23 protein-coding genes, 1 pseudogene and 1 riboswitch are annotated in these 24,648 nt (G+C 38.4%); of the genes and pseudogenes, 6 read left to right on the top strand and 18 right to left on the bottom strand.

From position 1 onward, the window contains the following. Positions 1–9 precede the first annotated feature (9 nt). The 3 genes from thiM to J7E77_RS21070 all read right to left on the bottom strand — a co-directional run bounded on the left by thiM (position 10) and on the right by J7E77_RS21070 (position 3,533). Positions 10–822, bottom strand: a complete 813-nt coding sequence (thiM, locus tag J7E77_RS21060) for a hydroxyethylthiazole kinase (RefSeq protein WP_214716820.1) — start codon at positions 820–822, stop codon at positions 10–12. Positions 823–1,010: 188 nt separating this feature from the next. Continuing rightward, positions 1,011–1,120: riboswitch (TPP riboswitch) on the bottom strand. A gap of 78 nt (positions 1,121–1,198) precedes the next feature. Next, positions 1,199–2,812, bottom strand: a complete 1,614-nt coding sequence (dcuS, locus tag J7E77_RS21065; RefSeq protein ID WP_214716821.1) for a DcuS/MalK family sensor histidine kinase — start codon at positions 2,810–2,812, stop codon at positions 1,199–1,201. Between the two features lie 43 nt (positions 2,813–2,855). Further along, positions 2,856–3,533 (bottom strand): response regulator, encoded by a 678-nt coding sequence (locus J7E77_RS21070; RefSeq protein WP_214716822.1) that lies wholly within the window; start codon positions 3,531–3,533, stop codon positions 2,856–2,858. 257 nt (positions 3,534–3,790) lie between these two features. Between J7E77_RS21070 and J7E77_RS21075 the strand changes: the two genes are divergently transcribed. Continuing rightward, positions 3,791–5,056, top strand: a complete 1,266-nt coding sequence (locus J7E77_RS21075) for a dicarboxylate/amino acid:cation symporter (protein ID WP_214716823.1) — start codon at positions 3,791–3,793, stop codon at positions 5,054–5,056. 69 nt (positions 5,057–5,125) lie between these two features. On the opposite strand, the gene J7E77_RS21080 is transcribed toward J7E77_RS21075, so the two are convergent. Together J7E77_RS21080 and J7E77_RS21085 are read right to left on the bottom strand one after the other, a co-directional pair. Beyond that, a complete protein-coding gene (locus tag J7E77_RS21080; protein ID WP_214716824.1) occupies positions 5,126–5,365 on the bottom strand; it encodes a glutaredoxin family protein in 240 nt (79 codons plus the stop codon). Between the two features lie 193 nt (positions 5,366–5,558). Next, positions 5,559–6,323: a TatD family hydrolase gene (locus tag J7E77_RS21085; protein ID WP_308160739.1), complete on the bottom strand. Its 765-nt coding sequence runs from the start codon at positions 6,321–6,323 to the stop codon at positions 5,559–5,561. 503 nt (positions 6,324–6,826) lie between these two features. Between J7E77_RS21085 and J7E77_RS21090 the strand changes: the two genes are divergently transcribed. The 3 genes from J7E77_RS21090 (at position 6,827) to J7E77_RS21100 (ending at position 8,687) form a co-directional block, all read left to right on the top strand. After that, a complete protein-coding gene (locus tag J7E77_RS21090; RefSeq protein WP_214716826.1) occupies positions 6,827–6,970 on the top strand; it encodes a hypothetical protein in 144 nt (47 codons plus the stop codon). Between the two features lie 98 nt (positions 6,971–7,068). Next, entirely contained in the window at positions 7,069–7,854 is a 786-nt protein-coding gene (locus tag J7E77_RS21095) for a spermidine synthase (protein WP_214716827.1), read from the top strand. A 269-nt stretch (positions 7,855–8,123) separates the two neighbouring features. Further along, on the top strand, positions 8,124–8,687 hold the full coding sequence (locus J7E77_RS21100; RefSeq protein ID WP_214716828.1) for a hypothetical protein: 564 nt from the start codon (positions 8,124–8,126) through the stop codon (positions 8,685–8,687). 236 nt (positions 8,688–8,923) lie between these two features. On the opposite strand, the gene J7E77_RS21105 is transcribed toward J7E77_RS21100, so the two are convergent. Continuing rightward, positions 8,924–9,295, bottom strand: coding sequence for a hypothetical protein (locus J7E77_RS21105; RefSeq protein ID WP_214716829.1), 372 nt, complete (start codon positions 9,293–9,295; stop codon positions 8,924–8,926). A 324-nt stretch (positions 9,296–9,619) separates the two neighbouring features. Between J7E77_RS21105 and J7E77_RS21110 the strand changes: the two genes are divergently transcribed. Continuing rightward, on the top strand, positions 9,620–10,186 hold the full coding sequence (locus J7E77_RS21110; RefSeq protein WP_214716830.1) for an undecaprenyl-diphosphatase: 567 nt from the start codon (positions 9,620–9,622) through the stop codon (positions 10,184–10,186). 97 nt (positions 10,187–10,283) lie between these two features. Here the strand turns inward: J7E77_RS21110 and J7E77_RS21115 are convergent. The 7 genes and pseudogenes from J7E77_RS21115 to J7E77_RS21145 all read right to left on the bottom strand — a co-directional run. After that, positions 10,284–10,631: pseudogene (locus J7E77_RS21115) on the bottom strand (alpha/beta fold hydrolase); the annotation flags it as partial. A 346-nt stretch (positions 10,632–10,977) separates the two neighbouring features. Continuing rightward, on the bottom strand, positions 10,978–11,973 hold the full coding sequence (locus J7E77_RS21120) for an agmatinase family protein (RefSeq protein WP_214716832.1): 996 nt from the start codon (positions 11,971–11,973) through the stop codon (positions 10,978–10,980). Further along, positions 11,951–13,243: an imidazolonepropionase gene (hutI, locus tag J7E77_RS21125; RefSeq protein WP_214716833.1), complete on the bottom strand. Its 1,293-nt coding sequence runs from the start codon at positions 13,241–13,243 to the stop codon at positions 11,951–11,953. Before hutI ends, J7E77_RS21120 begins: the two co-directional genes overlap by 23 nt. A gap of 21 nt (positions 13,244–13,264) precedes the next feature. After that, positions 13,265–14,938, bottom strand: coding sequence for a urocanate hydratase (gene hutU, locus J7E77_RS21130; RefSeq protein ID WP_214716834.1), 1,674 nt, complete (start codon positions 14,936–14,938; stop codon positions 13,265–13,267). 251 nt (positions 14,939–15,189) lie between these two features. Next, the gene (locus J7E77_RS21135) at positions 15,190–15,468 is read right to left on the bottom strand and encodes a hypothetical protein (protein WP_214716835.1); all 279 of its coding nucleotides are present in this window, start codon (positions 15,466–15,468) and stop codon (positions 15,190–15,192) included. A gap of 36 nt (positions 15,469–15,504) precedes the next feature. Then, positions 15,505–17,013: a helix-turn-helix domain-containing protein gene (locus tag J7E77_RS21140; protein ID WP_214716836.1), complete on the bottom strand. Its 1,509-nt coding sequence runs from the start codon at positions 17,011–17,013 to the stop codon at positions 15,505–15,507. 379 nt (positions 17,014–17,392) lie between these two features. Beyond that, positions 17,393–17,974: a TerD family protein gene (locus J7E77_RS21145; RefSeq protein ID WP_214716837.1), complete on the bottom strand. Its 582-nt coding sequence runs from the start codon at positions 17,972–17,974 to the stop codon at positions 17,393–17,395. Positions 17,975–18,308: 334 nt separating this feature from the next. Here J7E77_RS21145 and J7E77_RS21150 point away from each other — a divergent pair, with 334 nt between their 5' ends. Continuing rightward, on the top strand, positions 18,309–18,683 hold the full coding sequence (locus J7E77_RS21150) for a nucleotide excision repair endonuclease (RefSeq protein ID WP_088086990.1): 375 nt from the start codon (positions 18,309–18,311) through the stop codon (positions 18,681–18,683). Between the two features lie 70 nt (positions 18,684–18,753). Here J7E77_RS21150 and J7E77_RS21155 read toward each other — a convergent pair whose 3' ends face one another. From J7E77_RS21155 to J7E77_RS21175, 5 genes are all read right to left on the bottom strand, one after another. After that, positions 18,754–19,785 carry an ATP-grasp domain-containing protein gene (locus J7E77_RS21155; RefSeq protein WP_214716838.1) on the bottom strand — a complete coding sequence of 344 codons (1,032 nt, stop codon included), beginning with the start codon at positions 19,783–19,785 and terminating at the stop codon, positions 18,754–18,756. Positions 19,786–19,985: 200 nt separating this feature from the next. Further along, positions 19,986–20,480, bottom strand: a complete 495-nt coding sequence (locus tag J7E77_RS21160) for a flavodoxin domain-containing protein (RefSeq protein WP_214716839.1) — start codon at positions 20,478–20,480, stop codon at positions 19,986–19,988. A gap of 245 nt (positions 20,481–20,725) precedes the next feature. After that, the gene (locus J7E77_RS21165; RefSeq protein WP_214716840.1) at positions 20,726–21,442 is read right to left on the bottom strand and encodes a response regulator; all 717 of its coding nucleotides are present in this window, start codon (positions 21,440–21,442) and stop codon (positions 20,726–20,728) included. Then, entirely contained in the window at positions 21,405–23,033 is a 1,629-nt protein-coding gene (locus J7E77_RS21170) for an ATP-binding protein (protein WP_214716841.1), read from the bottom strand. The genes J7E77_RS21165 and J7E77_RS21170 overlap by 38 nt, the downstream gene beginning before the upstream one ends. An 81-nt stretch (positions 23,034–23,114) precedes the next feature. Then, complete coding sequence (locus tag J7E77_RS21175; RefSeq protein WP_214716842.1) at positions 23,115–24,641, bottom strand: tripartite tricarboxylate transporter permease; 1,527 nt, start codon at positions 24,639–24,641, stop codon at positions 23,115–23,117. Positions 24,642–24,648 lie beyond the last annotated feature (7 nt).

Below are 24,648 nucleotides of genomic sequence, written 5' to 3' on the forward strand. Positions count from 1 at the left end.
TACCCCCAGTTATCGATTGAATTTTTTAACAGAAGCATGTGAAATGATATCTTCGGAAGAAACTAAAGTTAATTGGTTTAAGAATTCGATTTGGAAACTTCCAGGTCCCATTTCTACAGTTTTTGCCGCTGCCTTTTCTGCCGCGATACCATAGTACGTTAAAGCAGCCACCGAAGCCTGAAGCAGGTCCTTTTCCACTCCTGCAAACGCTCCAATCACAGAGGTTAATAAACAGCCAGTGCCTGTCACCTTCGTTAAAATTGGATGTCCATTTGACACGACATAGGTTGTTTTCCCATCCGAAACGACATCCTCTTTTCCAGTGATGACGGCAAGACAATTCAATTTTTGTGCTGAAGCAATAGCTAGTTCAATGATATTTCCTTTTGCATCCCCAGCATCAACACCCTTAATTTCCCATTCTTCACCAACCACATTGGCAATTTCGGCTGCGTTTCCTCTAATCACAGAAACTTTTACCTCGCTCATAATTCTTTGTGCAGTTTCCGTTCGATATCGGGTAGCCCCTGCACCAACCGGGTCAAATATGACGGGAACACCGGATTCATTGGCCGCTTTTCCGGCAATGATCATCGATTCTACTGTCTGTGGGTTTAATGTTCCAATGTTTAATACTAATGAACTTGCAATCTTAGCCATATCTGCTACTTCCTCAGCTGCATATGCCATAACCGGTGAGGCACCAAGGGCAAGAAGCCCATTTGCCGTAAAATTCGTAACAACCACATTGGTAATATTATGTACCAGCGGGTTAACCTTTCTAACTTCTTCCAACGTTTCATACAAACTATTTTTTTCCATCTTAATTTCCCCATTTCTTTTTTTAAAATGGCTCTGTTAAACTTGGCTGTTGATTTCCGCTCCAGGCGCTTCGCCTTCCGCTCCAATCAACGCAGGCTTTAAAATCAAAAATGACATTTAACAAAGCCTTTAAAATAAAAAAAACAGATCCAATAATGGACCTGGTTAGTTAGTCAAAGAAATAATTAACATTCACTTGGCTACTTTCCTACGCTGGTATTACCCAGATCAGGTCCGAAGGGTTGAAAATTTCTCCATTTTCTCTCAGCCTGTTTACAGGGCACCCCTAGTAGATCTAATACTTTATTTAACTAACTACATAATATTCCTATGGTACTAGAATGTAAAGGAAAAAGTGTCAGTTAACATAACATTATTATTGTTTGCTTTTATAAGGAAAAGTAACAATAAATGTTGTCCCTTTTCCTTTTTGGCAATGAATTTCTATCTGTCCATTTAATTTTTCCAAGCTTCTCTGCACCAATGATAAACCGATTCCGCGATTTTCACCCTTGGTAGAATATCCTTTGATAAATAAGTGATGTCTTACATCCTCATCGATTCCTTGTCCGGTATCATGGACCTCCAACGCTAGGACTTCATCGTAAAAGTCAAACCTTAAGGTAACTTTTTTATGTGGACGGTCCGCAACAGCATCTAAAGCATTATCGATTAAATTCCCAAGAATCGTTACCACTTCATGGGTTAATTCCTGCTGCTGTGGTTCAGGTAGACTTCCTTCCCCATCAATGATTAATTCACAGCCATTTTCCCTAGCGAAGCTAAGTTTTCCTAAAATAAAACCTGCTAAAACAGGATCTTTAAAACGACTGACAACAAATTCTACTTCAGTTTGTTGGTGATCGACAATTTTGGTAATATATGACGAGACCATTTGATAGTCTTTCATATGAATTAAACCTGATATTACATGCAGTTTATTCATGAATTCATGTGACTGGGTTCTCAGTGCTTCCGCATATAGCTTTGCACCGGTTAATTGTTCAGCTAATTGCTTGATTTCGGTTTTTTCTCGGAAGGTAGCAATCGCACCGACAATCTTTCCTTTGACAACAACCGGAACCCGATTGGTTAAAATGGTAATATGATTGATTTCTTGTTCTTGGTCTAATTGAGATTCCCCCGTTTCTAGAACAGAAGATAGCATTGAATTTGGCATGTAGTCATCCACTTTTCTTCCTAAAAAGGACCCATGAATGCCAGCTTTTTGAAGAAGTCGGATCCCCTCATTATTTACGAGAGTGGTAAACGCATCCTCGTCAACTGCCAAAATTCCTTCCTTTGTGGATTGAAGCATCGCACTACGTTCCTCAAGCAATTTTGCCATCTCACTCGGCTCAAGTCCAAAAAGAATCGCTTTGATTTTTCTAGCTAGAAAAAGGGCTCCTAGAATCCCAACTAGAATTCCCACTCCCACGCCGATCAAAATAATTTTCCTGCTTTGTTCGATCGCCTGATTAACTTTTTCTAAAGAAATCCCAACCGCGACTGCTCCTATTTGTTTATTTTCTTGATCATAAACAGGAACAAACGAGCGTAAAGACAATCCCAATGTCCCTTTGGCAATTGAAATATGCTCTTTCCCTTTTAAAACAGGTCCTTCATCTCCACCGACAAAATGCAGACCTAATAGGTTGCGGTTAGGATGTGATTTTCTTGTTCCATACATGTCCATCACGACGATAAATTCAACATGCGTTGATTGTTTAATATCATTCGCAAATGTTTGGATATCCTTCTCTGCTGTTTTATTTTTAAGCCCATTCATGACAATCGGAGACCTTGCAACAATTCTCGCAATATTTGTTGCTTTCTCGGCTTGGCTTTTTTCTGTTTCTTGTGAAATTCTGTTGGTGATTAATATCTCGGTTACCAACAATGCCATCACGACCACGATACAAACCAGCAGGGTAATCGTCGATTGTAAACGAAGTCTTGGTTTGCCCAACCTTATTTTCCACCCCAACATGATTCCCTCCTTTCTTACAGGCAATCTTTTCAAGGTATTTGTGTTAAACACCGTAACGGTTGATTGGTCTTCCGACGCCGCCGTAATGGATATGAATCTTGACTTTTCCTTCTTTTTCTAAGTAATCAAGGTATCTTCGAGCCGTTACCCGAGCCATTCCGATGCTTTCCGCTACTTCTTCAGCAGAAATAGGTTCTTTTTCCTGCGAAATGAAATCGGTAATTTTTATTAACGTATTCATATTTAATCCCTTTGGTAAACTCTCTCTTTCACTTTCTTCTTTGCTATCAATAAATAAAATTTGATCGAGCTCCTCCTGTAAAAGAGCTTTCTTTTCTCCTAATTTCACTCGATAGTTTTTATAATTATCAAGTGACTTTTTAATTCGATCAAAGGTAAACGGTTTTATGATGTAATCAACAGCCCCTTGTTGTCGAACACGGGCGATCGTTTCTATATCGCTCGCGGCTGTTATCGCTATCACATCCACAGAATAGGCCTCTGAACGAAGTTCGCTGAGCATTTCCAATCCACCCATATAAGGCATATAAATATCGATAATAGCTAGATCAGGACTGAGTTCTTTCACCAATCTTAATCCTTCCATCCCATTGGAGGCGATTCCGATAATCGAAAACCCTTCAATCCTATCAATGAATTGGCGGTGCACCTCTCGAACCATCGGATCATCTTCAATCAATAGTACTTTTAACGGAAACATCCCCTGCTCCCCCTTATAATAAATGAAATTAAATTTCACTTTATATTATTATCATGGCCTATTTTATTGAAATAGTAAATTCATAGATGGCAATTTTGTTCGATTTTTATGAGAGTTAATTAAGTATCTTCTATAACAAAAGGAACAATAAGACCAATATGACCAAAACCTTACTATTATCTGAATTTTCATTTATTATGTGAATGGGTGGGATGAAAGCGTTAACAGATATACTAAACAAAGGGGTGTATGAGGAAATGAAAATTAATTTTAAAAATTTGACCGTCCAAGTATTATTGGGGATCGTACTTGGGATTGTCATCGGATTTCTTTTTCCGAAATTCGGTACAGAATTAAAGGTTTTGGCGGATATCTTTATCAAGTTAATTAAAATGGTCATTGCTCCAATTGTATTTTTTACAATAGTCATTGGCATCGGTAGCATGGGGGATTTGAAGAAGGTTGGGCGTATCGGTGGGAAAGCGCTCCTGTATTTTGAAATTGTAACGACGTTTGCTTTAGCGATAGGTTTACTCCTAGTTAATATCATTAAGCCAGGATCTGGGTTTAATACAGATTCCGTTAAAAGCGGAGATATTTCACAATTTACCGCGCAGGCAAAAGAAACAAGCCATGGATTTATCGAATTTATTTTAGGAATCATTCCTGATAATTTTGTCGGGGCAATGGCGAAGGGCGAGCTGCTCCCGATTTTATTCTTTGCCGTACTATTTGGGATTGCACTTGCTTCCTTAGGGCAAAAAGGGAAACCAGTTGTTGCCTTGTTTGAGCAATTTACGGAAATCTTTTTTAAGATTGTTAATATTATAATGAAATTTTCACCCATTGCAGCATCTGGTGCAATGGCCTATACGATTGGTAATTTTGGTCTTGGTTCGTTAGTCTCGCTTGGAAAATTGATGGGCAGCGTTTATGCAACGATGTTTCTTTTCATCATCTTTGTACTAGGTGGGATCGCGAAGCTATATGGTTTTAATATTTTGAAATTCATCGCCTACATTAAGGAAGAAATTCTCTTGGTGTTGGGTACTTCATCCTCTGAATCTGCTTTACCGAGAATGATGGAAAGACTTGAAAAATACGGCTGTTCTAAATCAGTAGTTGGTCTTGTTGTTCCGACAGGGTATTCCTTTAACTTAGATGGTACTGCTATTTATCTGTCAATGGCTGCACTCTTTATTGCTCAAGCTTACAATGTCGATATTACGATTTGGCATCAAATCACCTTGTTAGGTATTCTAATGCTGACATCTAAAGGGGCTGCCGGTGTAACGGGCTCAGGTTTTATTACCCTTGCTGCTACTCTATCTGCTTTCCCGGTAATACCAGTTGAAGGGATTGCCCTGTTACTAGGTGTCGATCGTTTTATGTCTGAAGCACGTGCAATTACGAACTTAATCGGAAATGGTGTGGCAACTGTAGTGGTTTCCAAGATGGAGAACGAATTCCACCCTACTGATGAACTCGAAAGTACCAAAACAGATAAATCGATTAGTGCATAATAATTTACAGAAAAATGGCTTGGGGGATTTTCCTCCAAGCCATTTTTGTACTGAATTTACAGTTGCACCTTAACTTTTTGCTATATCTATTAGTTCCTTTAATTCATTTGTAAATCCTTTCACTGCTCGATTATCAACGACAGTAACAGGAACCCCTAGAAAGCCGTATTTCTCCACTTCCTTTTGGTATTCTGGGTTGACGGATAAGTCTCTAGTTTCAAAAGTGATTCCTTCCTCACTTAGGACCTTTTTGACCATCGTACATTCAACACAGTCTTTTGTTGTATAGACGATTACCGGCTTGTTCATTATTCGTGTTCCCCTTTTTTATTATTTTCTGAAGGCTCTTTTGTGAAAAGGATATGCTTATTAAATCAGCATTGACTAATTCTTCAATTAATCTAGGTGGCAAGCTTTTAGCCCTTTTAGGCAAATGCGTGTCTGAAAGGACGACAATTTTCATAATCATACTCCATTCTAAGTACAAATCATAATAATGCGTTTATAATTGATAAAATAATCTTGTGTTCTTCCATAATCTTTCCGACACTTCTTCTTCAGACAATTTTTTTATTTTTGAAATTTCCTTAATGGATTCAAGCATCATATTCGGATGTGTCATAGTTCCCCAAAATGGACCTTCAAATGGCCATGGACCATCTGTTTCAATCATCATTTGTTCTAGCGGATATCTTTGAACTAATTTTTGTATCTCCTCTTCATAGACCACATCAGGTGTAACCGATATATAGTACTTATTTTTTTCCATCCTCTTAATTGTTTTATTGTCTCCTTTAAACCAATGAAAATGAGCCTTTTTAATGGAGTATTTTTCTAAAAGGTCACAAACAATGGGAGCATCCTCATGAACGGCATGGAGGACAATTGGCTTCCCATATGTACTTGCTTTTTGAACAAAAGCCTCTAACAGCTTTATGTACCGTTCGTACTGGCAAGTGGTAACCTTTTGTTTTTTCCGTAAATAATAGGGAAGCCCAACCTCTCCAATAGCTATCATAACGTCAATATGATCATTCATCCAAGAGAACAGCTCATTCTGCTGTTCAACAGTCGGTAGCGGCTGCTCAGGATGGTATCCGAATGCGGCTCTCACCTTTTGATATTTTCCCGTAAACCCATGGTTTCTTTTACACGATTCTAAATCATAAGAAACCGAAATCAGATTTTCAATTTGCGGAATAGTTTCCATCAGCTGACTAATCTCATCATCTTTATAATGATCGAGATGAATGTGGGCATCAATCATTTTTAACAAAATGCTCACTTCCTTTATTCAGACTTGTTGTAATAATAATCTACTTTATTCCAATTAAATTTTCAATTTTCCGACAATAAAACTCGATAATTGTCTGAACATGCGCTTTCCCAAGGAATAATTTAAATTATTTCCATAATGATGGGGCATTTATTACCTATTTCCTTACTATCCTAGGCTTTTTTTTGGTTAATAAAATGGCGGTTTAGGGAAATATATGATTTTTCTCTTTTTCGACTTTTTATGCATTTCCCTCAAGGAAATATTCCAATAGTCCCGCTTCATTTATCCTAAAAAAATTGGGCAGCCTTTTGGACCGAAGTATCCAAGAAGTACTTTGGACATATGGGAAAGAACCTCAATTAGGACAATAACATAATTTCATAAATTGATATATATAACTAGTACCAATCGCTTTCTTTCACCATAGCTTGTCTAATATAAGGAAATTAAAAACCTTCCTTATCTAAAAAAATAATAAGGGGGGATGACACATGCAAACTTGTACAGTAAGTGTTGTTGAAGTTCTTATTGCAATCGTTTTGATTGTAGCTTTACTGTTAGCTGTTTTGCTCGGAGCTCGTGCGGACGTACAAGCATGTATTGGAGACTGCATCGCTACTGCTCTTTGCTTATAATTTAGGCAGGATTAAAATGCGCAGTCAATTTAGGGATCTTCTTAGCCAAGTCTAAGAAGGTCTTTTTTATACGATAACGGTATTTTGGAGGTGTATATATGAATCCGTTTAATAGAAATGAAGGTTTGGAAAGACATATTTCTCGTTACGGATCCACGTTAATTTATAAGACTTCAAGCTCGTATCAAAATATATACGTTACGGATCGAAGTAGATACGAAGGAATGCGAGGAAAATTCCGAATACTTCAATTTTCTTCCGATGGTGTCCAAGGAGTAATAAATATGGAGCAACCGCAATGCCTAGTCGCTTCATACAGTCGAATCACAGTTGATCTTATTGATCACTATGCATCTCATTTTAAAAAAGGATACATTATTGGCCATGGAATTGGCACCGTTAGCTCTTATTATTCGCATAAATATTTGGTAACGGCGGAGATTGACCCGCTTGTCGTCGAGGTATCCAAGAAGTACTTTGGGTATACGGGAAAGAACGTGGAAGTCGGTGATGGACAAGCGCTCTTAAAAACTCAGGAGGCACAATCTCAGGATATCATTTTTTTGGACGCGTACAGCAGCAGTGAAATTCCGTTTCACCTAACAACTAAAGAATTTTTTACTCTGACAAACGAAAAGCTGTCCGACAAAGGAATTCTAATTATGAATTATATTGGAAAGGTAAGTAATGATAAATTATTGCATACACTATACGCTACGATTTCAGGAATTTATCCCTACGTAAAGCTGTTTGCTACCGATCCTAATATAATATCGAAACAAAATATATTTTTCGTTGCAAGTCGGCGCGTTCTGGAGGACTATTCACCTCATGAAGCGTCCCCTATGCAGATTATGGATATCTTTCCCCCTTTACGGGATTAGAATCTCATATGGGGCTCCTTACACAATCCATTCTATGTACTCAATGGGACTTAACTTTCAAGGAATTCCTAATGGATGAGTGATGAACTCTAGAAGATTATTTAAAAATAAAATAATCTTCTAGGTTTTTTCTTAATATTTTATAGAATTAAAGAGAAAATATTTCGTTACATGATGATATTAACACACTACATTTTTAGTCAAACGACATAAGATATTAGGAAATTTCTGAGCTTATTACTAATTAAAACTCAAAAGGTGGTTAAATTATGAAGGAAAACAATAATGAAAATAGCGTACAGAATACTGGTAACAATTTAGAAAATCTCGCCAACAATTTACTAAAAAATCCAAATTCGCTTGATTTTGGATCATTAATTCAAATGGCAACAACTCTTCTAAAAAACGATTCGCTCATGAATTCTGTTACGGAACTTAGTAAAAAAAATCAAAACCCTGCGCCTCCTGAGTCAAAAATTACTGAAAAACGGAAGAAAGTCACTAATGATAAAAGCGTACAGAATACGGGTAACAATGTAGACAAGGATTCGCTTGATTTGAATTTTATCATGAAACAACTGGCAACAACTATGAAAAATGAGTCATTATTGGATTCAGTTACAGAACTTAGTAAAAAAAATCTAAACGCTACACTCCCAGTATCTAAGGTTTCTGAAAAACAAGAAAATGCAGAGCTGGCATCTTTGTCTCAAAAACTAGAGAATATCACTAATGATATTTTAGAGTTAAAAAAAGAACTAAAAGACGTAAAAGAACAAAATTATGATCTTATTAAATTACTCAAAAAAATATTGAAAAACAATAAAAAATAGTCATTTATAATTAAATACATTTATATTTTTTCGCTTATCCCATTACTAAACAATAAGAACCTTGAGAATATCAGGGTTTTTTTGATTAAGCTTCCATGTCAAATACTTTTTAAAGTTTTAAGGTAACTAACATACACTTACCGGACTTTCTTTCTTGATTACTTCACACACAAGGAAATTACAATAAAAAAGAAAGTGTCGACTCCACTTTCCTAAAATAAAATAACATTTAAATTTTATTCCTTTTGTTTGCTTCGACACTTTTTCTTTTCGTTTTTCTTATTTTGTGAGTCCTTTTTCTTCCCATTTTTTTTTGAATCAGTTTTTTCCACTTCTGTTATTTCTATTTCCTCGTCCAGCATAGGCATTTCATCCGGCTGTTGTAAAATATTTTCATTAATTGGTTCAAGTAATGCTCTTTCTTCTTGAGGGAGTGCCTTTGTCTCAACAAGCTGTTCAATGCGATTGATTCTTTCGAGTAACAGGTCATGCTCTTTTTCAGCTAATCTGTCTTTAGAAGAATAGTATGGGTCCTTTTCCCACCAGTCCATTCCTATTTCTCTTGCCTTGTCGACAGAAGCTATAGCAGCCCAGGTGATGAATCTCACTCATTACTGCCAAATATCATCGTAAACAACAAATTACAATAGTATATGATTGAAAAAACTCCTTGGAATGGACAAGTGTGCATTAGAATTTCTTGTTCTCATCTATTCCAACAGTTTTTTTATTTACGTTTTAAAAAAAATAGTAGGAATCCACAGGCCACCGCTATTTTTTAATCGTTTTAATGAATTAAAATCAAACTGTCCGCCTGTGGTGGACAAATTGAACAAATGTCTTTTCATGGTGCCTGACACCATATACATATTTACTTTTTGATCGGAAAAACTAGCATTATTATTGGGAGGAAAATTGGAGGAGTGATTGGAATGGACTACAGAATATTTAGAGCTATAAACCAATTTGCTGGTCGTTATCGACTTTTCGACATGATTATGATTATAATTTCTCAAAAAGTTCGTTATTTGTATGTGGTTTTATTAATCTTTATGTGGTTTCGGAACAACAGTTATAAAAAAGTCACCCTATATGTAGGAATATCTGTTGTCTTAACAATACTCCTCAATTGTTTTATTAAACTGTTTTATTTTAAACCACGTCCATTTTTGAAATTCTGGGTACATTTATTACCCCCGTCCCCCTCAAAAAAGAATTCATCATTTCCAAGTAAACACACCACTCTAGCGTTTGCTGCAGCAACTTCTGTACTACTTTATAAGCGCGTAGTGGGTTCTATTATGTTCATTTTAGCTTTCTTGGCAGGATTCTCACGCATTTGGATGGGTCAACATTTTCCTTCTGATATTGTAGGCAGTGCCTTCCTAGGAAGTTTAACTTCAATAATTGTTTACATTACCAGACAGGTTTGGAATCCATTCATTGATCGCGTTATCCATTCTTATAATAGTTTCTGTTCTTTAGTAAGATACCGCTAACACTTTTGCTATCAGGGTAATTCCATAACGGTAGGAATTACCTCTTTATGTATTTTTAACTCCTAAAAACTGTTCTTCAGTTGCATTTCCTGTTCCTCAATAGTAAAGGACCTATGGAACGATTCGGGAATGTCAATAAAAATTCTAATCCAATAGACCCTCCGGTTGAATATCCGCATAGAAATGCTTTTGTGATTTTCAGATGATCCAATAGACGTTTGATATCTTCTACAATTAGCGGATACGTTATTGGTTGTACTGAGTACGAACTCCTTCCATGTCCCCTAATATCGAATGTAATAACTTTAAACTTTTGAGATAATTCATCTATTTGGTACTTGAAATTCGCGCTTGTGAGTAGTGGGGGATGAATAAAAACAATTGGAGTCCCTTCCCCCTTAACGTTATAATACAGACTGATACCGTCCACATCCAACATTGTCATGTGTGTTTGATCACCTCATAAATCTTAAATAATTCCAAAAAGTCATTAGAAAGAATGTTTTCCAGGATCTTTAATGGCATACTCATTTAATACCAAGTTATAGCATCATTAGTTAGTATTTATCTTAGTTTTTTTATAATATACAATAAATAGGTATGACTTTTGTGGAGGATTATTTATTTATTTTATCCATAAAAAAGCAGGCAACCAAAAGATAATGGTTGCCTGCTTTCAATTTTAAATCCCATTCATCACTAGAAATTTCATAAAACACCGTCCATCCGTGGTGGATAAATTGAATGAAGTGTCTTTTGGTGGTGCCTGACACCAAATTATTATCCCTTCTCTAACGCAGCATTACACCTGTTAGAAAAGTTAGAAATACGTGCGTGCCGAGTTTGACTGTTGGTTGGACATGGGTGTCTTTTAGTGGGTCGAGGCAAACGATGTCCATCGCTTTTACCTTTGGATGCTTAGCAGCTGCTAGTACTCCCTCGAGAAGTTCCTCTGTTGTCATGCCGCCAGGTGTAGAAGCCGGTACTCCTGGAGCATAAGCGATATCAAGGACATCCATATCGACTGTTAAGTAAATGGTATCTACCTTCGCAGCGAGTGCTTCTAAGCAAGCAACAACAGTTTCTTCAATTCCCTTTTTTCTTACTTCACGCAGTGTGAAATAGTTAACACCTTTTTCATCCGCATATTTCTTTAAGTCTTTTGTATTAAAGAATCCATGCAGGCCGATGTTGTACATATTCCTGCCTTCGACCACACCACTTTCAATCAGATTCCGCATTGGTGTCCCGTTGGACGGACCATTATCGGTCATGTCTCTTAAATCAAAGTGGGTATCAAATTGGAGAATCCCAATTTTTTCACTAGGCCTTACGTGGTTCATGCCCTTTACCATCATCGCTGTAATTGAATGATCACCACCAATTGCACACACTTTAGAAGTTCCAAAGTGCTTTTGAAGGGCAGCAGACGCTTCGATGATATTATCATGACACTGCTGGATATTCGTGACATGCATCGGTACATCACCAACATCCAATGCTGTCATTTCCGCCAAATCGATATCCTCATCAAGATTATACGTAGTGAAACCCTTCCATGCGCGTCGAAATGCCTCAGGAAACTCCGAGGCACCTGAAGCGCTAATCGATGAACGAGACAGCGGAACACCAACGACGACAAAGTCGGCGTCCTTGCTTTTTTCAGGATCCGAGGCAGCGGTCAGTGGTTGGATCCACTCGTGCACCTTCGCAACCTCTGCCCCTTCATCAGTCCTCACCCATGTAAAACTTGGCGGAACCAGTTTAGGATAGAGAAAGCTCTTCAACTAAATGACCTCCCCTGACAACCACCTGACCATTTTTCACAACTGTATTCGTATGATTCACACCATAGGAGTATTGTAGTTTCATATAATTTCCAACGTTAAAAATCGTAACGTCTCCTTTTTTTCCTACTTCGAGGCTGCCAATCTCGCGACCACGGTTAATAGCATGAGCAGCATTAATGGTCGCAGCCACAATTACCTCTGCAGGAGTTAACCCCATTTTTAAACAACCAAGATTCATAATGAATGGAAGGGAAACGGTTGGTGAGGAGCCTGGATTACAATCTGTCGATAGTGCTACAGGTACCCCTAAATCAACCATTTTACGGCCATTTGCAGACTCCGCCATTAAGAAGTAAGCTGTTCCTGGAAGCAGCACGCCAACTACTCCCTTTTCCGCCATAGCTTTCATACCTTTTTCCGATGCCTTTAATAGGTGGTCTGCCGAAATTGCGCCAACCTCTGCCGCTAATTCAGCCCCTTCATAGGGCTCAATTTCATCCGCATGAATCTTCGGAATCAAGCCATATCGCAGGCCGGCTCCAAGAATCTGCTTCGATTGCTCCGGAGTAAAAACGCCATGCTCACAAAAAACATCATTAAATTCAGCCAGTCCGAGCTCTGCCACCTTAGGAATCATTTCCTCAATTAGCAATCTAACAAACTCATTAGGATTTTGTTTGTACTCTTTTGGAACGGCATGAGCTCCCATGAAGGTTGAAACAACATCAATCACATGCTTGTCGTTAAGCTGTTTGGCCACTTCCAGCTGCTTTAGTTCCGTTTCCCATTCCATCCCGTAGCCACTTTTCGCTTCAACTGTTGTGACACCGTGGCGCAGGAATTGATTCAAGCGCTCATAGCTTTCTTGAAAAAGCTCTTCATGTGTCGCCGACTGTGTCCGTCTAGTCGTCGCATAGATTCCACCGCCGCTGTTCATGATTTCCATATAGGTTGCACCTTGAAGTCGCATGTTAAACTCATTTTCCCTGCTGCCGGCAAAAACAACATGTGTATGTGGGTCAACAAGTCCTGGAGTTACGAGTTTACCACTCGCATCTACCACTTCTGCCTCATCAATGCGACCAGCATATTTTTCAAAAAGCTCCACATCCGTTCCAACAGCCTGAATCACTCCGTCTTCCACCCAAACACTGCCATTCTCAATAATGCCAAGTTCAGACATCTCACCCTTTACACGAGGAGCATCGGAACTCCCTTGTAAAGTCACAAGTTGAGAGGCATTTCTAATAAAAATTGGTGTACTCATTAATCTACCATCCTCTCAGTCTTAGTCTTGCTTAAGCATTGGCATTTTGATGCCTTTCTCTTTCGCGGTTTTTATTGCCAGCTCATAACCTGCATCGGCATGACGGACCACACCCATGCCAGGGTCTGTAGTTAAGACTCTTTGTAGACGCACTTCTGCATCCTTTGTACCATCTGCAACAATTACCATTCCGGAATGTTGAGAGTAACCCATGCCAACGCCGCCGCCATGGTGTAAGGAAACCCAGCTTGCGCCGCCAACAGCATTAATCATCGCATTTAATATCGGCCAGTCGGAAACGGCATCACTGCCGTCTATCATGGCTTCTGTTTCACGATTTGGCGATGCAACAGAACCTGCATCTAAGTGGTCACGTCCAATAACGATTGGTGCCGATACTTCTCCAGAAGCAACCATATCATTGATAACTTTACCAAAGCGAGCACGATCACCATATCCAAGCCAGCAAATCCGGGCTGGAAGGCCTTGGAAGCTGATTTTTTCTTGGGCCATCTTCACCCATTTACAAAGATGTTCGTCATCTTTAAACTCACGTAGCAGGGCTTCATCAATTTTGCGAATATCTTCTGGATCACCCGAGAGTGCTGCCCACCGGAATGGACCTTTTCCTTCGCAGAATAATGGACGGATATAGGCGGGAACGAAGCCTGGGAAATCAAATGCGTTTTCCACACCTTCATCCTTAGCTACTTGACGAATGTTGTTACCATAGTCAAAAGTTACCGCACCCTTCTCCTGCATTTTGAGCATTGCCTTCACATGCAGTGCCATGCTCTGCTTCGCCAACTTCACATATTTTACCGGATCTGCTTTTCTAAGGGCGGCCGCTTCTTCTAATGTAAAACCAACTGGAACATAGCCATTTAGCGGGTCGTGTGCAGAAGTTTGATCCGTTAATACATCTGGATTAAAGCCTTTTTCAATCATGATTGGTAAAATTTCTGCCGCATTACCTAATAAACCAATTGATAATGCTTTACCTGCGACCTTAGCTTCTTGAGCCATTTTTAATGCTTCCTCAAGGTCATTTGTTTTAATATCAAGGTAAGCGGTTTCAAGGCGGCGGTCGATTCTTGTCTCATCCACATCAATTGCGATACATACACCATCGTTCATTGTTACGGATAAAGGCTGTGCTCCACCCATGCCGCCTAGTCCTGCTGTTAGCGTGATGGTGTGTTTTAATGTTCCTCCGAATTCCTGACGGGCAAGCTCGGCAAACGTTTCATACGTTCCCTGCACTATTCCTTGGCTGCCAATATAAATCCAGCTTCCAGCGGTCATTTGACCATACATCATCAGGCCCTTTTTATCTAACTCGTGGAAATGCTCCCAATTCGCCCAAGCTGGAACCAGGTTGGAGTTAGCGAGCAACACACGCGGTGCATCCTTATGCGATTTCCAAACAGCCACTGGCTTACCGGATTGTATCATTAACGTTTCGTCATTCTCCAATTCTAGCAGCGTATTCACGATAGCATCATAGGACTCCCAGTTCCGGGCTGCCTTGCCAATTCCTCCATAAACGACTAAATCCTCCGGTCTTTCGGCAACCTCTTGATCCAGATTGTTCATTAGCATGCGCAGTGCCGCCTCCTGGATCCAGCCCTTTGCATGTAATTCAGTACCTTTATAATTTTTAATAACTCTTGAATTCGTTATGTTTGTTTCCATTGTTTCCACTCCTTTTGTTTTAGGTCTATTTTTATTATAAAAATAAAATCTTCTGAAAAATACGAATGGAACATTAGATAATAGATAATATTTGTAGTTTGTACTAGATTTTTTTTAGATAGTTCGCCCTTATAACCATAATATCTTTATAAATTAGATATTATCTTTAGGTTTGATTACATAAAAAATAACCCAATCACTTTCCTGATGGGTCCAATACTTACTTTATTTTAAGGAACACAAACAAAGTATTAATTTTTATTTTGGAGGGCAGCATGTGCCCTGTGTTCTTCATCTTTTTTCACAAAAATATCATATTGTTTTTGATCCTTAAACCCAGCGTCATTGCGAAAATTCACAGGAGTTTTGATTTTATATTTAACGCCTGCAGCATTTAACTTAGCAATAATCATAAAATAATGATCATGTCCAAACGCCGTGTAAACCAGCTGCCATTTTCTATTGAAATACAATTGAAGTAACGAAAATAACAGGTAGCATAAAACCAGAATAATAATAACTGTCTTCAATTTTCCCCACCTCTCCCAAAATAAATTTAACAAAAATCAGTCTGTCTCCCTCTCGTTTTTAAACATATTCACTGTATTCATGCGAAATTCTCTTGGTGAAGTACCTACAAATTCCTTAAACATCCGGCTAAAATAATTTGAATTTTGATAGCCTGCAAGGTCTGAAATTTCTTTAATCGGTTTGTTCGTTTCAATCAGTAACCGTTTAGCTTCCTTCATTCTTATGGCCGTCAATACTTCTGTAAAGCTCGAACCAGTTTTAGTGTTCATCATATGGCTGAAATAGGAAGGATTTCGGTCAACATACTGCGCCACATCTTCAAGCCTGAGCGAACTATTGGAAAAATGAGTCTCCATATAGGATATGCCACGTTCAATCGGATCTTGTTTTTTTCTGGGGCTGCTCTCTGCACCTATAAACAATTTTTGAATAAATAAGATGAGATTTTGAACTGTACGATAAAGGACCTTATCGTACAAAATTGAATTGAAAATATAGCGGTACTCTCGTTCATAACTTTGGTCCTCGTCTAAATTATTGGTCTTCATAAACCTTCTAACCTGGGCGAGTATACTCGTAAGCTGGATTCTAACCAATCCTGGATCAGGAAATGGTTCTTGTAATTGTAAAAATTCCTCGTACAGCCACTTCTTTATTTTTTCTAAATCGGTATTTGTCAGCATGTCGACCCATGCTCTCTGTTCAGGAGGGGCTAAAAAAGGGTCAATATGTACCCATTCTGGTGAGTGTTCAAATTCAGCTACTTGACGATAGCCTTTATAATAGGTGAACTCCAGCATTTTTCGGGTTTGGAAGTATTGTTGATTCAAGCTTATTGCCGAAGAATTTCCTTTATGGACAACGATGGCAAGAGGGTCAGAAAATTCCTCCTCCCATTTTCTCATCGCTTTTTGACACTGCTCTATTAACTGATGAGCCGTTTCCTTAAACAAAATCACAACCATATCGTCCATTGCGAATATACCTTGGACACCCTTGAACGGAAATTCTCTTAAGAAAGAATGCAATGAACGTATCATACCGATACTTTCCGTTTGAAAAGCGGCCATATGAAAATTTTCTGATAAAGATGGTTGAGAAATAAATAAAGCTTCATATGATATGTCCTTATATGTTTGGGGACTAAGAATTCCGTCTGCCTGATTTTTAGTACCAAGTTTTCGTGAGGCTTTTTGGAAAGCAGATGTAACCTTTGTTGCTGACAGAGGTTTAACCATTAAATCTAACGCTTGCATGTCAATGGCAAGGCGAGCTTTTTCAAAGGTTCCTTCTGCGGTAGTTAACAGTAATACTGGATCATAGATTTTCATCAGATCGCGAAAGGTTGTCCAAACCTCCTTGGAGATCATATCAAGTTCGATTAAAACAACATCTGGCCTTTCTTGTTCAAACCTAGCGACAAATTCCTGGTAATTAGAAGCTAATAATATGTTTGTGACAGGGATGGAAGTCGTTTTCAACAGCCATTTTAATCCTTCACGTTCATTCAAATCGCGATCGGCAATCAGCCATTTTCCTCCCATCGTAATGTCCCTCTTTCGTTCGTATTTCTTTTAATGTTCTGGCTGGTCTAAAAAAGCTAATATATTGAGGCATACAACCCAAATGATTGCAAAAATAATCGAAAGAACCTGTGTTTTAAACAAAAATTTCATATAAAATCCATTATCAAATCAAAATAAAATAGTTAACTCCACAATACCCCAAACCAAAAATCCTGTCCATTTAGATAGTTATAAACACTTCCAACAAACAAATTCGACTTTGTCCACCCCAGGCGGACAAAACAACCAAATGTCTTTTTACGGTGCCTGACACCACGAATATGACACCCCACTATAAACAAAGAAAAAAGGACAACATGGTCAATTGACCTTTTTGTCCTTTTTTGTTTTCACCATCTTAGCCTACGTTTAGGCCGAAGTCTGTTGCGATTCGTACGAGTCCGCCTTGGTAACCTGAGCCAACGGCTGAGAATTTCCACTCTCCATTGTGTCGGTATAATTCACCTACAATGATGGCAGTTTCAACGGAGAAATCCTCCCCTAAATCATAGCGAATGATTTCTTGGTTTGTTTCTTCGTTTACGATGCGGCAGAATGCATTAGAAACCTGTCCAAAATTCTGACCGCGTGATTCTGCATCATGAATAGTAATAACAAACGAGATTTTCTCCACTTGAGAAGGAACCGCGCTAAGATTTACTTTTACTTGCTCATCATCCCCGTCGCCTTCTCCCGTGCGGTTATCACCTGTATGTACCACGGAACCATTTCCGCCCTCTAGCTGGTTGTAAAACACAAAATCCTTTTCAGAAGTCACTTTTCCATTTGCTCCTAATAAGAATATACTTGCATCTAAATCGAAATCTTTCCCGCCGTCATAACGATTTGTATCCCAGCCAAGACCAACAACAACTTTCGTTAAACCAGGATTTGTTTTTGTTAAATCAACCTTTTGCCCTTTAGACAATGAAATAGCCATAAAAAACACCCTTTCCAATCTTAATATTTTATGTCACCTTCTATTATAAATAGAAAGTTCATAACAATCGAATCCTACCAAGAAATATTTACCTTGCGAACATAATTAAATCAGCAAAATCACAGCACTTTCCTTAAGTTTACAAAAATAAGGAATTTTTTTCTACCATTATTTACTCACTCTAATAAATTCAAAGAGATTCTGTATAACCGGTTTTGAGGACTGAAAAATGGTTAAAATAAGAAAGTCAAATCTATTAACAAAAGTTTGTGCTATAATGAACTGTTAGCAAAACGGGGACACCGTTTATTTTAAGCAAGGAGCGATTTTCTTAATGATAAAAATTGAAATACCTAATCCTGATATAGTGATTACGAAGAAGAACCAAGTTGGAGAAAAAATAGAGGCGCCGCTAAGCAGCGTTTATGGATTTACTGATTACAATAAGATCCCAAGAGACAAAGGCGGGATTATTTTATTTTCAAACGCAAATGACGAATTACTATTTGTAGGAAAAGCAAGGAAGTTGCGCCCTCGTGTAAAAAGACATTTTGAAGATACTGTTTCGCCGATCAAATTACATCGTGATGAAGTTTATCGGATAGCAGTATGTGTTGTGGAAGATCCGATGGAGAGAGAAATTTATGAAACCTTTATCATTAATACACTACATGCAAAATACAATATCGATAAAGTTTTTTATAAATAAGCTTCCTAATAGTGAAAAGAGCAGGTCGATACAAAATAACCTGCTCTTTTCTTTTGCTTTGCCTGTTCAATTAACTAATATCCCCATATTTCAGAATCATTTCCTTTTCAATATGACTTGCACGAATTCCAAACCTTGGCTTGACTACTTCCACCTCTTCACCAAGTAAAATCTTGATGGCTTGATATGGCAAGTTAATCCCTGACAAACAACTAATGTGCATTCCCCCGCTCATTCGTGGATTAATCTCCAACAGTTTCGGCACACCAATGTTGTTGTATTTTACCTGAATATTGAATACATATGGCAATCTAAACTCCTGGTGAAAATCGTGAGCTAATTTAATGAGTTCCGCCTGTTCCACAAGCTCCCTGACTCTTCCATCCCCCTTCATTCGAGGAATAGCAGCATACAATTTTTCATGGGACGATAAACAATCAATACTATATTCTCTTCCCTCAAGAAATTCCAACACCATTAAGTCAGGAAATGTATCTTGCTGGCTCAAAATTTCGCAAGCATGGGCATAGGGAATACGGAAACCAATTCCATGATTGAAAAACTGGTCAATGGACACGATTTGGTCTATTATGACCCGAAATCCATTGGCACCTTCACCAATCACTGGTTTAAAACAAACCCTATGTCCTTTTTCCTTGAGTTTTTCATACGCCCTCTTAAAATCCTCAATATTATTGACGACATAATAGTCCGGAATCAAAAAGTTTGCTGCTCCGTTTGATAAAAGCCGATAGGTATCTGCTTTATTATCCATTGTCTCCATTAACTTTGCTTCAGGGCAAACTAGCACTTTAACACCTAAAGCCTCAAACTCACTAAGCCTTTTTGAGATGAGGACATTTTCTTTCCTTGGGACAAAAATATCGATCCCATTCTTCTGACAAAATTCAAGACAAAAACCAATATATTCTTCACCAGATATATCTGGCTCGACAAAGGCGTAATCACAATTTTGTAAATAAAGGGCATCTTTGTTCGGATGTGTCCCATAAATGATAAATTTCCGCTTATCTTCATTGAACCGGATCATATCAATATAATGGGAAACCGTTGTAAACCATCTGTTAAACCAAATCTTCATTTGAATCCTCTTCCTTGTAGTATTAAGACCTCTTTCATTATAGTCATTGTTTCTTTTTTTTATAAGCAAAATTTGACAAAAAATTCATATTCCTATGTGGGACATCGAATAAAATGCCTATAAGCCCTTAAAAAACAACAAAAAAACGCTCTGCAAATGCAGAAACGCTCTCATTCCATTTTTAATTTAAGAAGCTGATACTAAACAAGACTTTTTATATTATTTAATTTGGACGCAAATTCCTTGATGGCCTCATAATCTAAATTGGATTGATCAATGGTTGCACCGCTCACTTTTTTTACAATTTGTTTCTCTATAAAGTTCATTTCTGATAAGAGAAATTCACCGCCAAATAACCCCATTGCGGCGGAATTTTTGCGTAATTCTTGTGGAAAGGCATTGTTAAATTGCTCGATGGCGGTCTCGCCATCATGCATGCAGCAAAGGAAAAGACCGATGTCTTTTTCCAAAAGTGTTTCTAGGTTGTTTCTTATAAACTGTTTTATTTTTCGTTGAATATTCCCTGCATGAATCGAGCCGCCAATGATAACGGTATCAAAATTGGCAAGTACGAACTCTTCTTTCTCCCTCTTCAAATCAACCGTTAAAACTGCTCCTTCAAGACTTCCGCTTAAAAATTTTACTGCTTTTTCTGTAGTCCCATGAGACGAGCAATACACAATTAAACTTTTCATGTCAATTACCCCTCCTTCATATTACATTACAAAAAAAACGGCCACATTTACTTGCTATCGTGCCGGGTATGAAGATTTAATCTAATTATATAACTAAATTCAATCCCCGCCTGTGGTAATATTGGCAATATTATTACAATTAAACAAAGGTACAACATGGTGTCAGGCACCGCCTTCTTAATCACTGCCTACATCAAAAAGGAAGAAGGCTCTACATTATAGCCTTCTTCTTATTAGTGGTTATACTATTTGACTCCACTTCTTACCAAATAGACACGTTCAGGACGCCCCACCGTTCCGTAAGCTAAATCTGCTGCAATTTTTTCCTCAGACATGAGATGTTCAAGATACCTTCTGGCCGTTGTTCTGCTAACGCCTATTTCTTTGGCGACGAATTCGGCTGTTAACCCGAATTCGACTTTCGACAGGACATCCAAAACCTTTTCAAGTGTAAGCGGATCAATTCCCTTCGGCAAATAAGCTTTTTCGCTAAGGGATCGATCTATTTCTTTTCGCAGCAGCTTGTCCACCTGTTGTTGGGTGACATGGAGATTTTCATTCCTCAATTCAACTAGCTTGGTATGAAATTCCTGATACCTAAGCAATGATTGTTTGAATCTCTCGAAAATCACTGGTTTAATGATATAATCAAACACACCTATACTAATTGCCTCTTGAACCTTATGAATCTCTTTTGTGGCGGTAATCATGATTACATCCATTTGTTTCTTTTGCTGCTTTGTTTCTTTAAGTAAATCAATTCCATTCATGTCTGGAAAATATACATCCAGCAAGAGAAGGTCTGGCTGTAGTAGATCAATATAGGTCTTTGCTTCTTGATAACTTGCCGCAATTCCTACCGTTTGAAAACCAGCAATCTGTTCAATAAATCGTTTTTGAATTTCTGCAATTCGTAAGTCATCCTCAACAATTAACACTTCTATATCCGGGTTCTGCTTCATTCAAACACCCCCTGCTTTTTGGTATCGCTACTGTGAAAATCGTCCCTGCTCCTTCATTCGAGGAAAAGGTGATATATCCCCCTAAGCCCTTTATGGCTTTCTTAACAAGACTTAACCCAATCCCCGCATTGCTTTGACGATTTTTCGTTGAAAATCCATCTTGAAAAATTTGTTCACTTAGGCTCGGGTCAATGCCTTTTCCGTTATCTTCTATTTCAATAATCAATTCTTTTCCCAGGTCTGTTAAAAACAAAGAAACTCTTTTTTCTTCCTTATCATTTTCTCTTACAGCATCGAAGGCATTATTGACAAGGTTACCTATAATTGTGACTAACGTATCCCTACTGATTTCCGCTGGAACATCCTTAAAGCTGCTCTCTCGGTCTATTGTAAAATTGATTTTTAACTCGCTCGATAAACTAACCTTACCTAAAATAAATCCGGCTATGATCGGGTCAGGAATTTCCTTCATTAGGAAGCTTATGAAACCTTGCGCGACATCCACTTCCCTTGAAATGAAATCAATCGCTTCTTTATAAGAACCAAGCTGAATCAAGCCAAGAAGTGTGTAAAGACGATTGGAATATTCATGTGTCTGTGCCCTTAGTCCTTCAGCATATGCTTTTACATGGGACAATTCCTGAATCAGATTGGAAAGCTCTGACTTGTTTCTGAAGCTAGCAACTGCTCCAATTACTTCTCCCTTTTTATTAAAAATGGGAATACGATTAACCAAAAATACCTCTCCAAAAATGGCAAATTCCCGATCATACTCCGCAAGACCCGTTCGAACAACTTCATATAGATGCGTATTTTCAAGTACATCTTCAATTCTTTTTCCACGGAGAAGGACCTCTTTCGGAACATTGAGAAATTTATGTGCGGTTTCATTGACAACTGTTATTCGCCCATTCGTATCGACTGCGATAATTCCTTCATGGATGGATTCTAATATGGCATGTTTCTCCTGGTACATCCAAGCTATTTCTTTTGGTTCAAGTCCGAAAATCGCTCTCTTAATATTTAAGGAGATTAATAATGCGGCTATTAATCCTCCCAGTAATATAATCATTGTCACCATAAAGATTTTTCTTCTAATCTTTGAAACTTCTTTATCAATATCCGTTTGAAGATATCCTACTGAAACCACTCCAATAACTTCGCCGCCATCACTAAATATGGGTGCTTTTCCTCTCAAGGAAGGCCCAAGGGTTCCAATCGATTCTGAGATAACCGATTTTCCTTTAAAGACTCGTTCATTATCTCCGCCTACCATTTTTTGTCCTAATCGGTTCGGGTCTGGATGTGAATAGCGAATCTCCTTTCGATTCCCGATAACAATAAATTCCGCTCCAACCTGTTTTCTAATTTTTTCTGCGACCGGTTGTATAATGGCAGCAGGATCGGTACTATAAAAGGCTTTTTGAATCTCTGGCATATTTGAGATGGACTGTGCCACCGATAAGGCCTTCGTCCCTTTTTCGTGCTTAAGATTGGATTCCATTATGTTTTTAAAAGTTATTTCAAAAACCCCGCCAATTAGGATGATTAATATAAAAATACCTAACATTAATTTCGTATGTAATCGCATACAAGCACCTCTACATCTATCATATAGAAAAAAACCCCTTAAAAAAAGGGGTTTTTTTCAATAATCAGAACTTTAAAAAGATTATCCTTCTTCGTTTATAACGACATTTTTTCCTCGCATCTTCATTATAACCGGAATAACCAACCAAAGAACTGTCATAATTAAGAAACTTAATGAGATAGGACGTGTGAAAAATGGTCCAAAATCTCCATTTGAAATCGTTAAGGCTCTGCGCAGGTTATTCTCAAGCATTGGACCTAGTACAAGTCCTAACACCAATGGTGCAATCGGGTAATCATGTTTATTAAGAAAATAGCCAACTAAACCGCATCCTAATAGAAGCAACAGGTCATTAATCGAAACTTGAACCGCATAAACCCCGAAAATAGAGATGGCAATAATTATTGGAATCAAATATTGCTTGGGTGTCTGAATGATTTTTGCAAATACCTTAACAAGCGGGAGGTTGAGTATTAACAGCATAATATTTCCAATAAACATACTAGCAATCAACCCCCACGCAACCTGGGGATGATCTTCGAATAATAACGGACCCGGCTGAACGTTATACATCATCAGTGCCCCCATCAGGATGGCAGTTGTGCCTGAACCCGGAATTCCTAATGTTAACAATGGGATCATTGCTCCGCCTGAAGCGGCATTATTCGCAGATTCTGGTGCTGCCACACCAGCAATCGCCCCAGTTCCAAATTTTGATGGGTCTTTGGAAATCTTCTTTTCTAAAATGTAAGAAAAAAAGGATGCTAGAGTAGCGCCCGCTCCGGGTAGAATCCCGATAAAAAAGCCTAAGATGGATCCTCTGGCGATTGGTCCAGCTGATTCTTTCAACTCTTCTTTAGAAGGCAGTAAATTATTAATCTTTGCCATTTGTGTATCTTCTCCATCTTTTTCTAAGATGGTCTTAAACACCTCGCCAAGGGCAAACAAACCTACGGCAATGGTCAAGAATTCAATCCCTTGGTATAACCAAGGAATATCAAAGGTAAAACGGCCTATCCCAGAAACATTGTCAATTCCGATCGTAGCAAGCAGCAACCCACTTACCGTCATAATTAAGGCTTTCGTAACGGACTTTCCTGCCAATCCGCTAACAGCGCCTAGTCCTAAGAGCATCAGAGAGAAATATTCAGCAGGACCAAATTTAAGTGCTAGATTTGACAATGGTTTCGCTAAGGCAATTAGTGCGACCAACGTGACGATTCCAGCCACAAACGACCCAATTGCCGCAATCGATAACGCACTACCCGCTCGTCCTTTCTTTGCCATCTGATAACCATCTAATGTTGTCACTACGGACGATGACTCGCCAGGAGTATTTAATAGAATAGAAGTGGTTGATCCACCATACATGGCTCCGTAGTAGACACCAGCAAGGAGAATGATGGCACTAGTTGCGGCTTGTTCAGGAGGAAGTCCTCCCGTAATGGAAGCGGTAACAGGAATAAGCAAGGCAACGCCGCTCATCGGACCAATCCCCGGTAACACCCCAACGGCTGTCCCAATCAAAACTCCAACAAATGCAAAAAGTAAATTATACCAAATAAGTGCCGAACCGAATCCGTGCATCAAATAATCAAGAGTATTCATTACATAT

The sequence above is a fragment of the Bacillus sp. ISL-77 genome, assembly GCF_018613105.1.

Coding starts and splice junctions, on each gene's coding strand:
- J7E77_RS21070 (WP_214716822.1), bottom strand. CDS start 3,533: ATGTTTCCGTTAAAAGTACTATTGATTGAAGATGATCCGATGGTTCGA.
- dcuS (WP_214716821.1), bottom strand. CDS start 2,812: ATGTTGGGGTGGAAAATAAGGTTGGGCAAACCAAGACTTCGTTTACAA.
- J7E77_RS21160 (WP_214716839.1), bottom strand. CDS start 20,480: ATGAAAAGTTTAATTGTGTATTGCTCGTCTCATGGGACTACAGAAAAA.
- J7E77_RS21165 (WP_214716840.1), bottom strand. CDS start 21,442: ATGAAGCAGAACCCGGATATAGAAGTGTTAATTGTTGAGGATGACTTA.
- hutU (WP_214716834.1), bottom strand. CDS start 14,938: ATGGAAACAAACATAACGAATTCAAGAGTTATTAAAAATTATAAAGGT.
- J7E77_RS21170 (WP_214716841.1), bottom strand. CDS start 23,033: ATGCGATTACATACGAAATTAATGTTAGGTATTTTTATATTAATCATC.
- hutI (WP_214716833.1), bottom strand. CDS start 13,243: ATGAGTACACCAATTTTTATTAGAAATGCCTCTCAACTTGTGACTTTA.
- J7E77_RS21085 (WP_308160739.1), bottom strand. CDS start 6,323: ATGATTGATGCCCACATTCATCTCGATCATTATAAAGATGATGAGATT.
- J7E77_RS21110 (WP_214716830.1), top strand. CDS start 9,620: ATGGACTACAGAATATTTAGAGCTATAAACCAATTTGCTGGTCGTTAT.
- J7E77_RS21075 (WP_214716823.1), top strand. CDS start 3,791: ATGAAAATTAATTTTAAAAATTTGACCGTCCAAGTATTATTGGGGATC.
- J7E77_RS21150 (WP_088086990.1), top strand. CDS start 18,309: ATGATAAAAATTGAAATACCTAATCCTGATATAGTGATTACGAAGAAG.
- J7E77_RS21145 (WP_214716837.1), bottom strand. CDS start 17,974: ATGGCTATTTCATTGTCTAAAGGGCAAAAGGTTGATTTAACAAAAACA.
- J7E77_RS21090 (WP_214716826.1), top strand. CDS start 6,827: ATGCAAACTTGTACAGTAAGTGTTGTTGAAGTTCTTATTGCAATCGTT.
- thiM (WP_214716820.1), bottom strand. CDS start 822: ATGGAAAAAAATAGTTTGTATGAAACGTTGGAAGAAGTTAGAAAGGTT.
- J7E77_RS21140 (WP_214716836.1), bottom strand. CDS start 17,013: ATGGGAGGAAAATGGCTGATTGCCGATCGCGATTTGAATGAACGTGAA.
- J7E77_RS21100 (WP_214716828.1), top strand. CDS start 8,124: ATGAAGGAAAACAATAATGAAAATAGCGTACAGAATACTGGTAACAAT.
- J7E77_RS21155 (WP_214716838.1), bottom strand. CDS start 19,785: ATGAAGATTTGGTTTAACAGATGGTTTACAACGGTTTCCCATTATATT.
- J7E77_RS21095 (WP_214716827.1), top strand. CDS start 7,069: ATGAATCCGTTTAATAGAAATGAAGGTTTGGAAAGACATATTTCTCGT.
- J7E77_RS21080 (WP_214716824.1), bottom strand. CDS start 5,365: ATGAACAAGCCGGTAATCGTCTATACAACAAAAGACTGTGTTGAATGT.
- J7E77_RS21175 (WP_214716842.1), bottom strand. CDS start 24,641: ATGAATACTCTTGATTATTTGATGCACGGATTCGGTTCGGCACTTATT.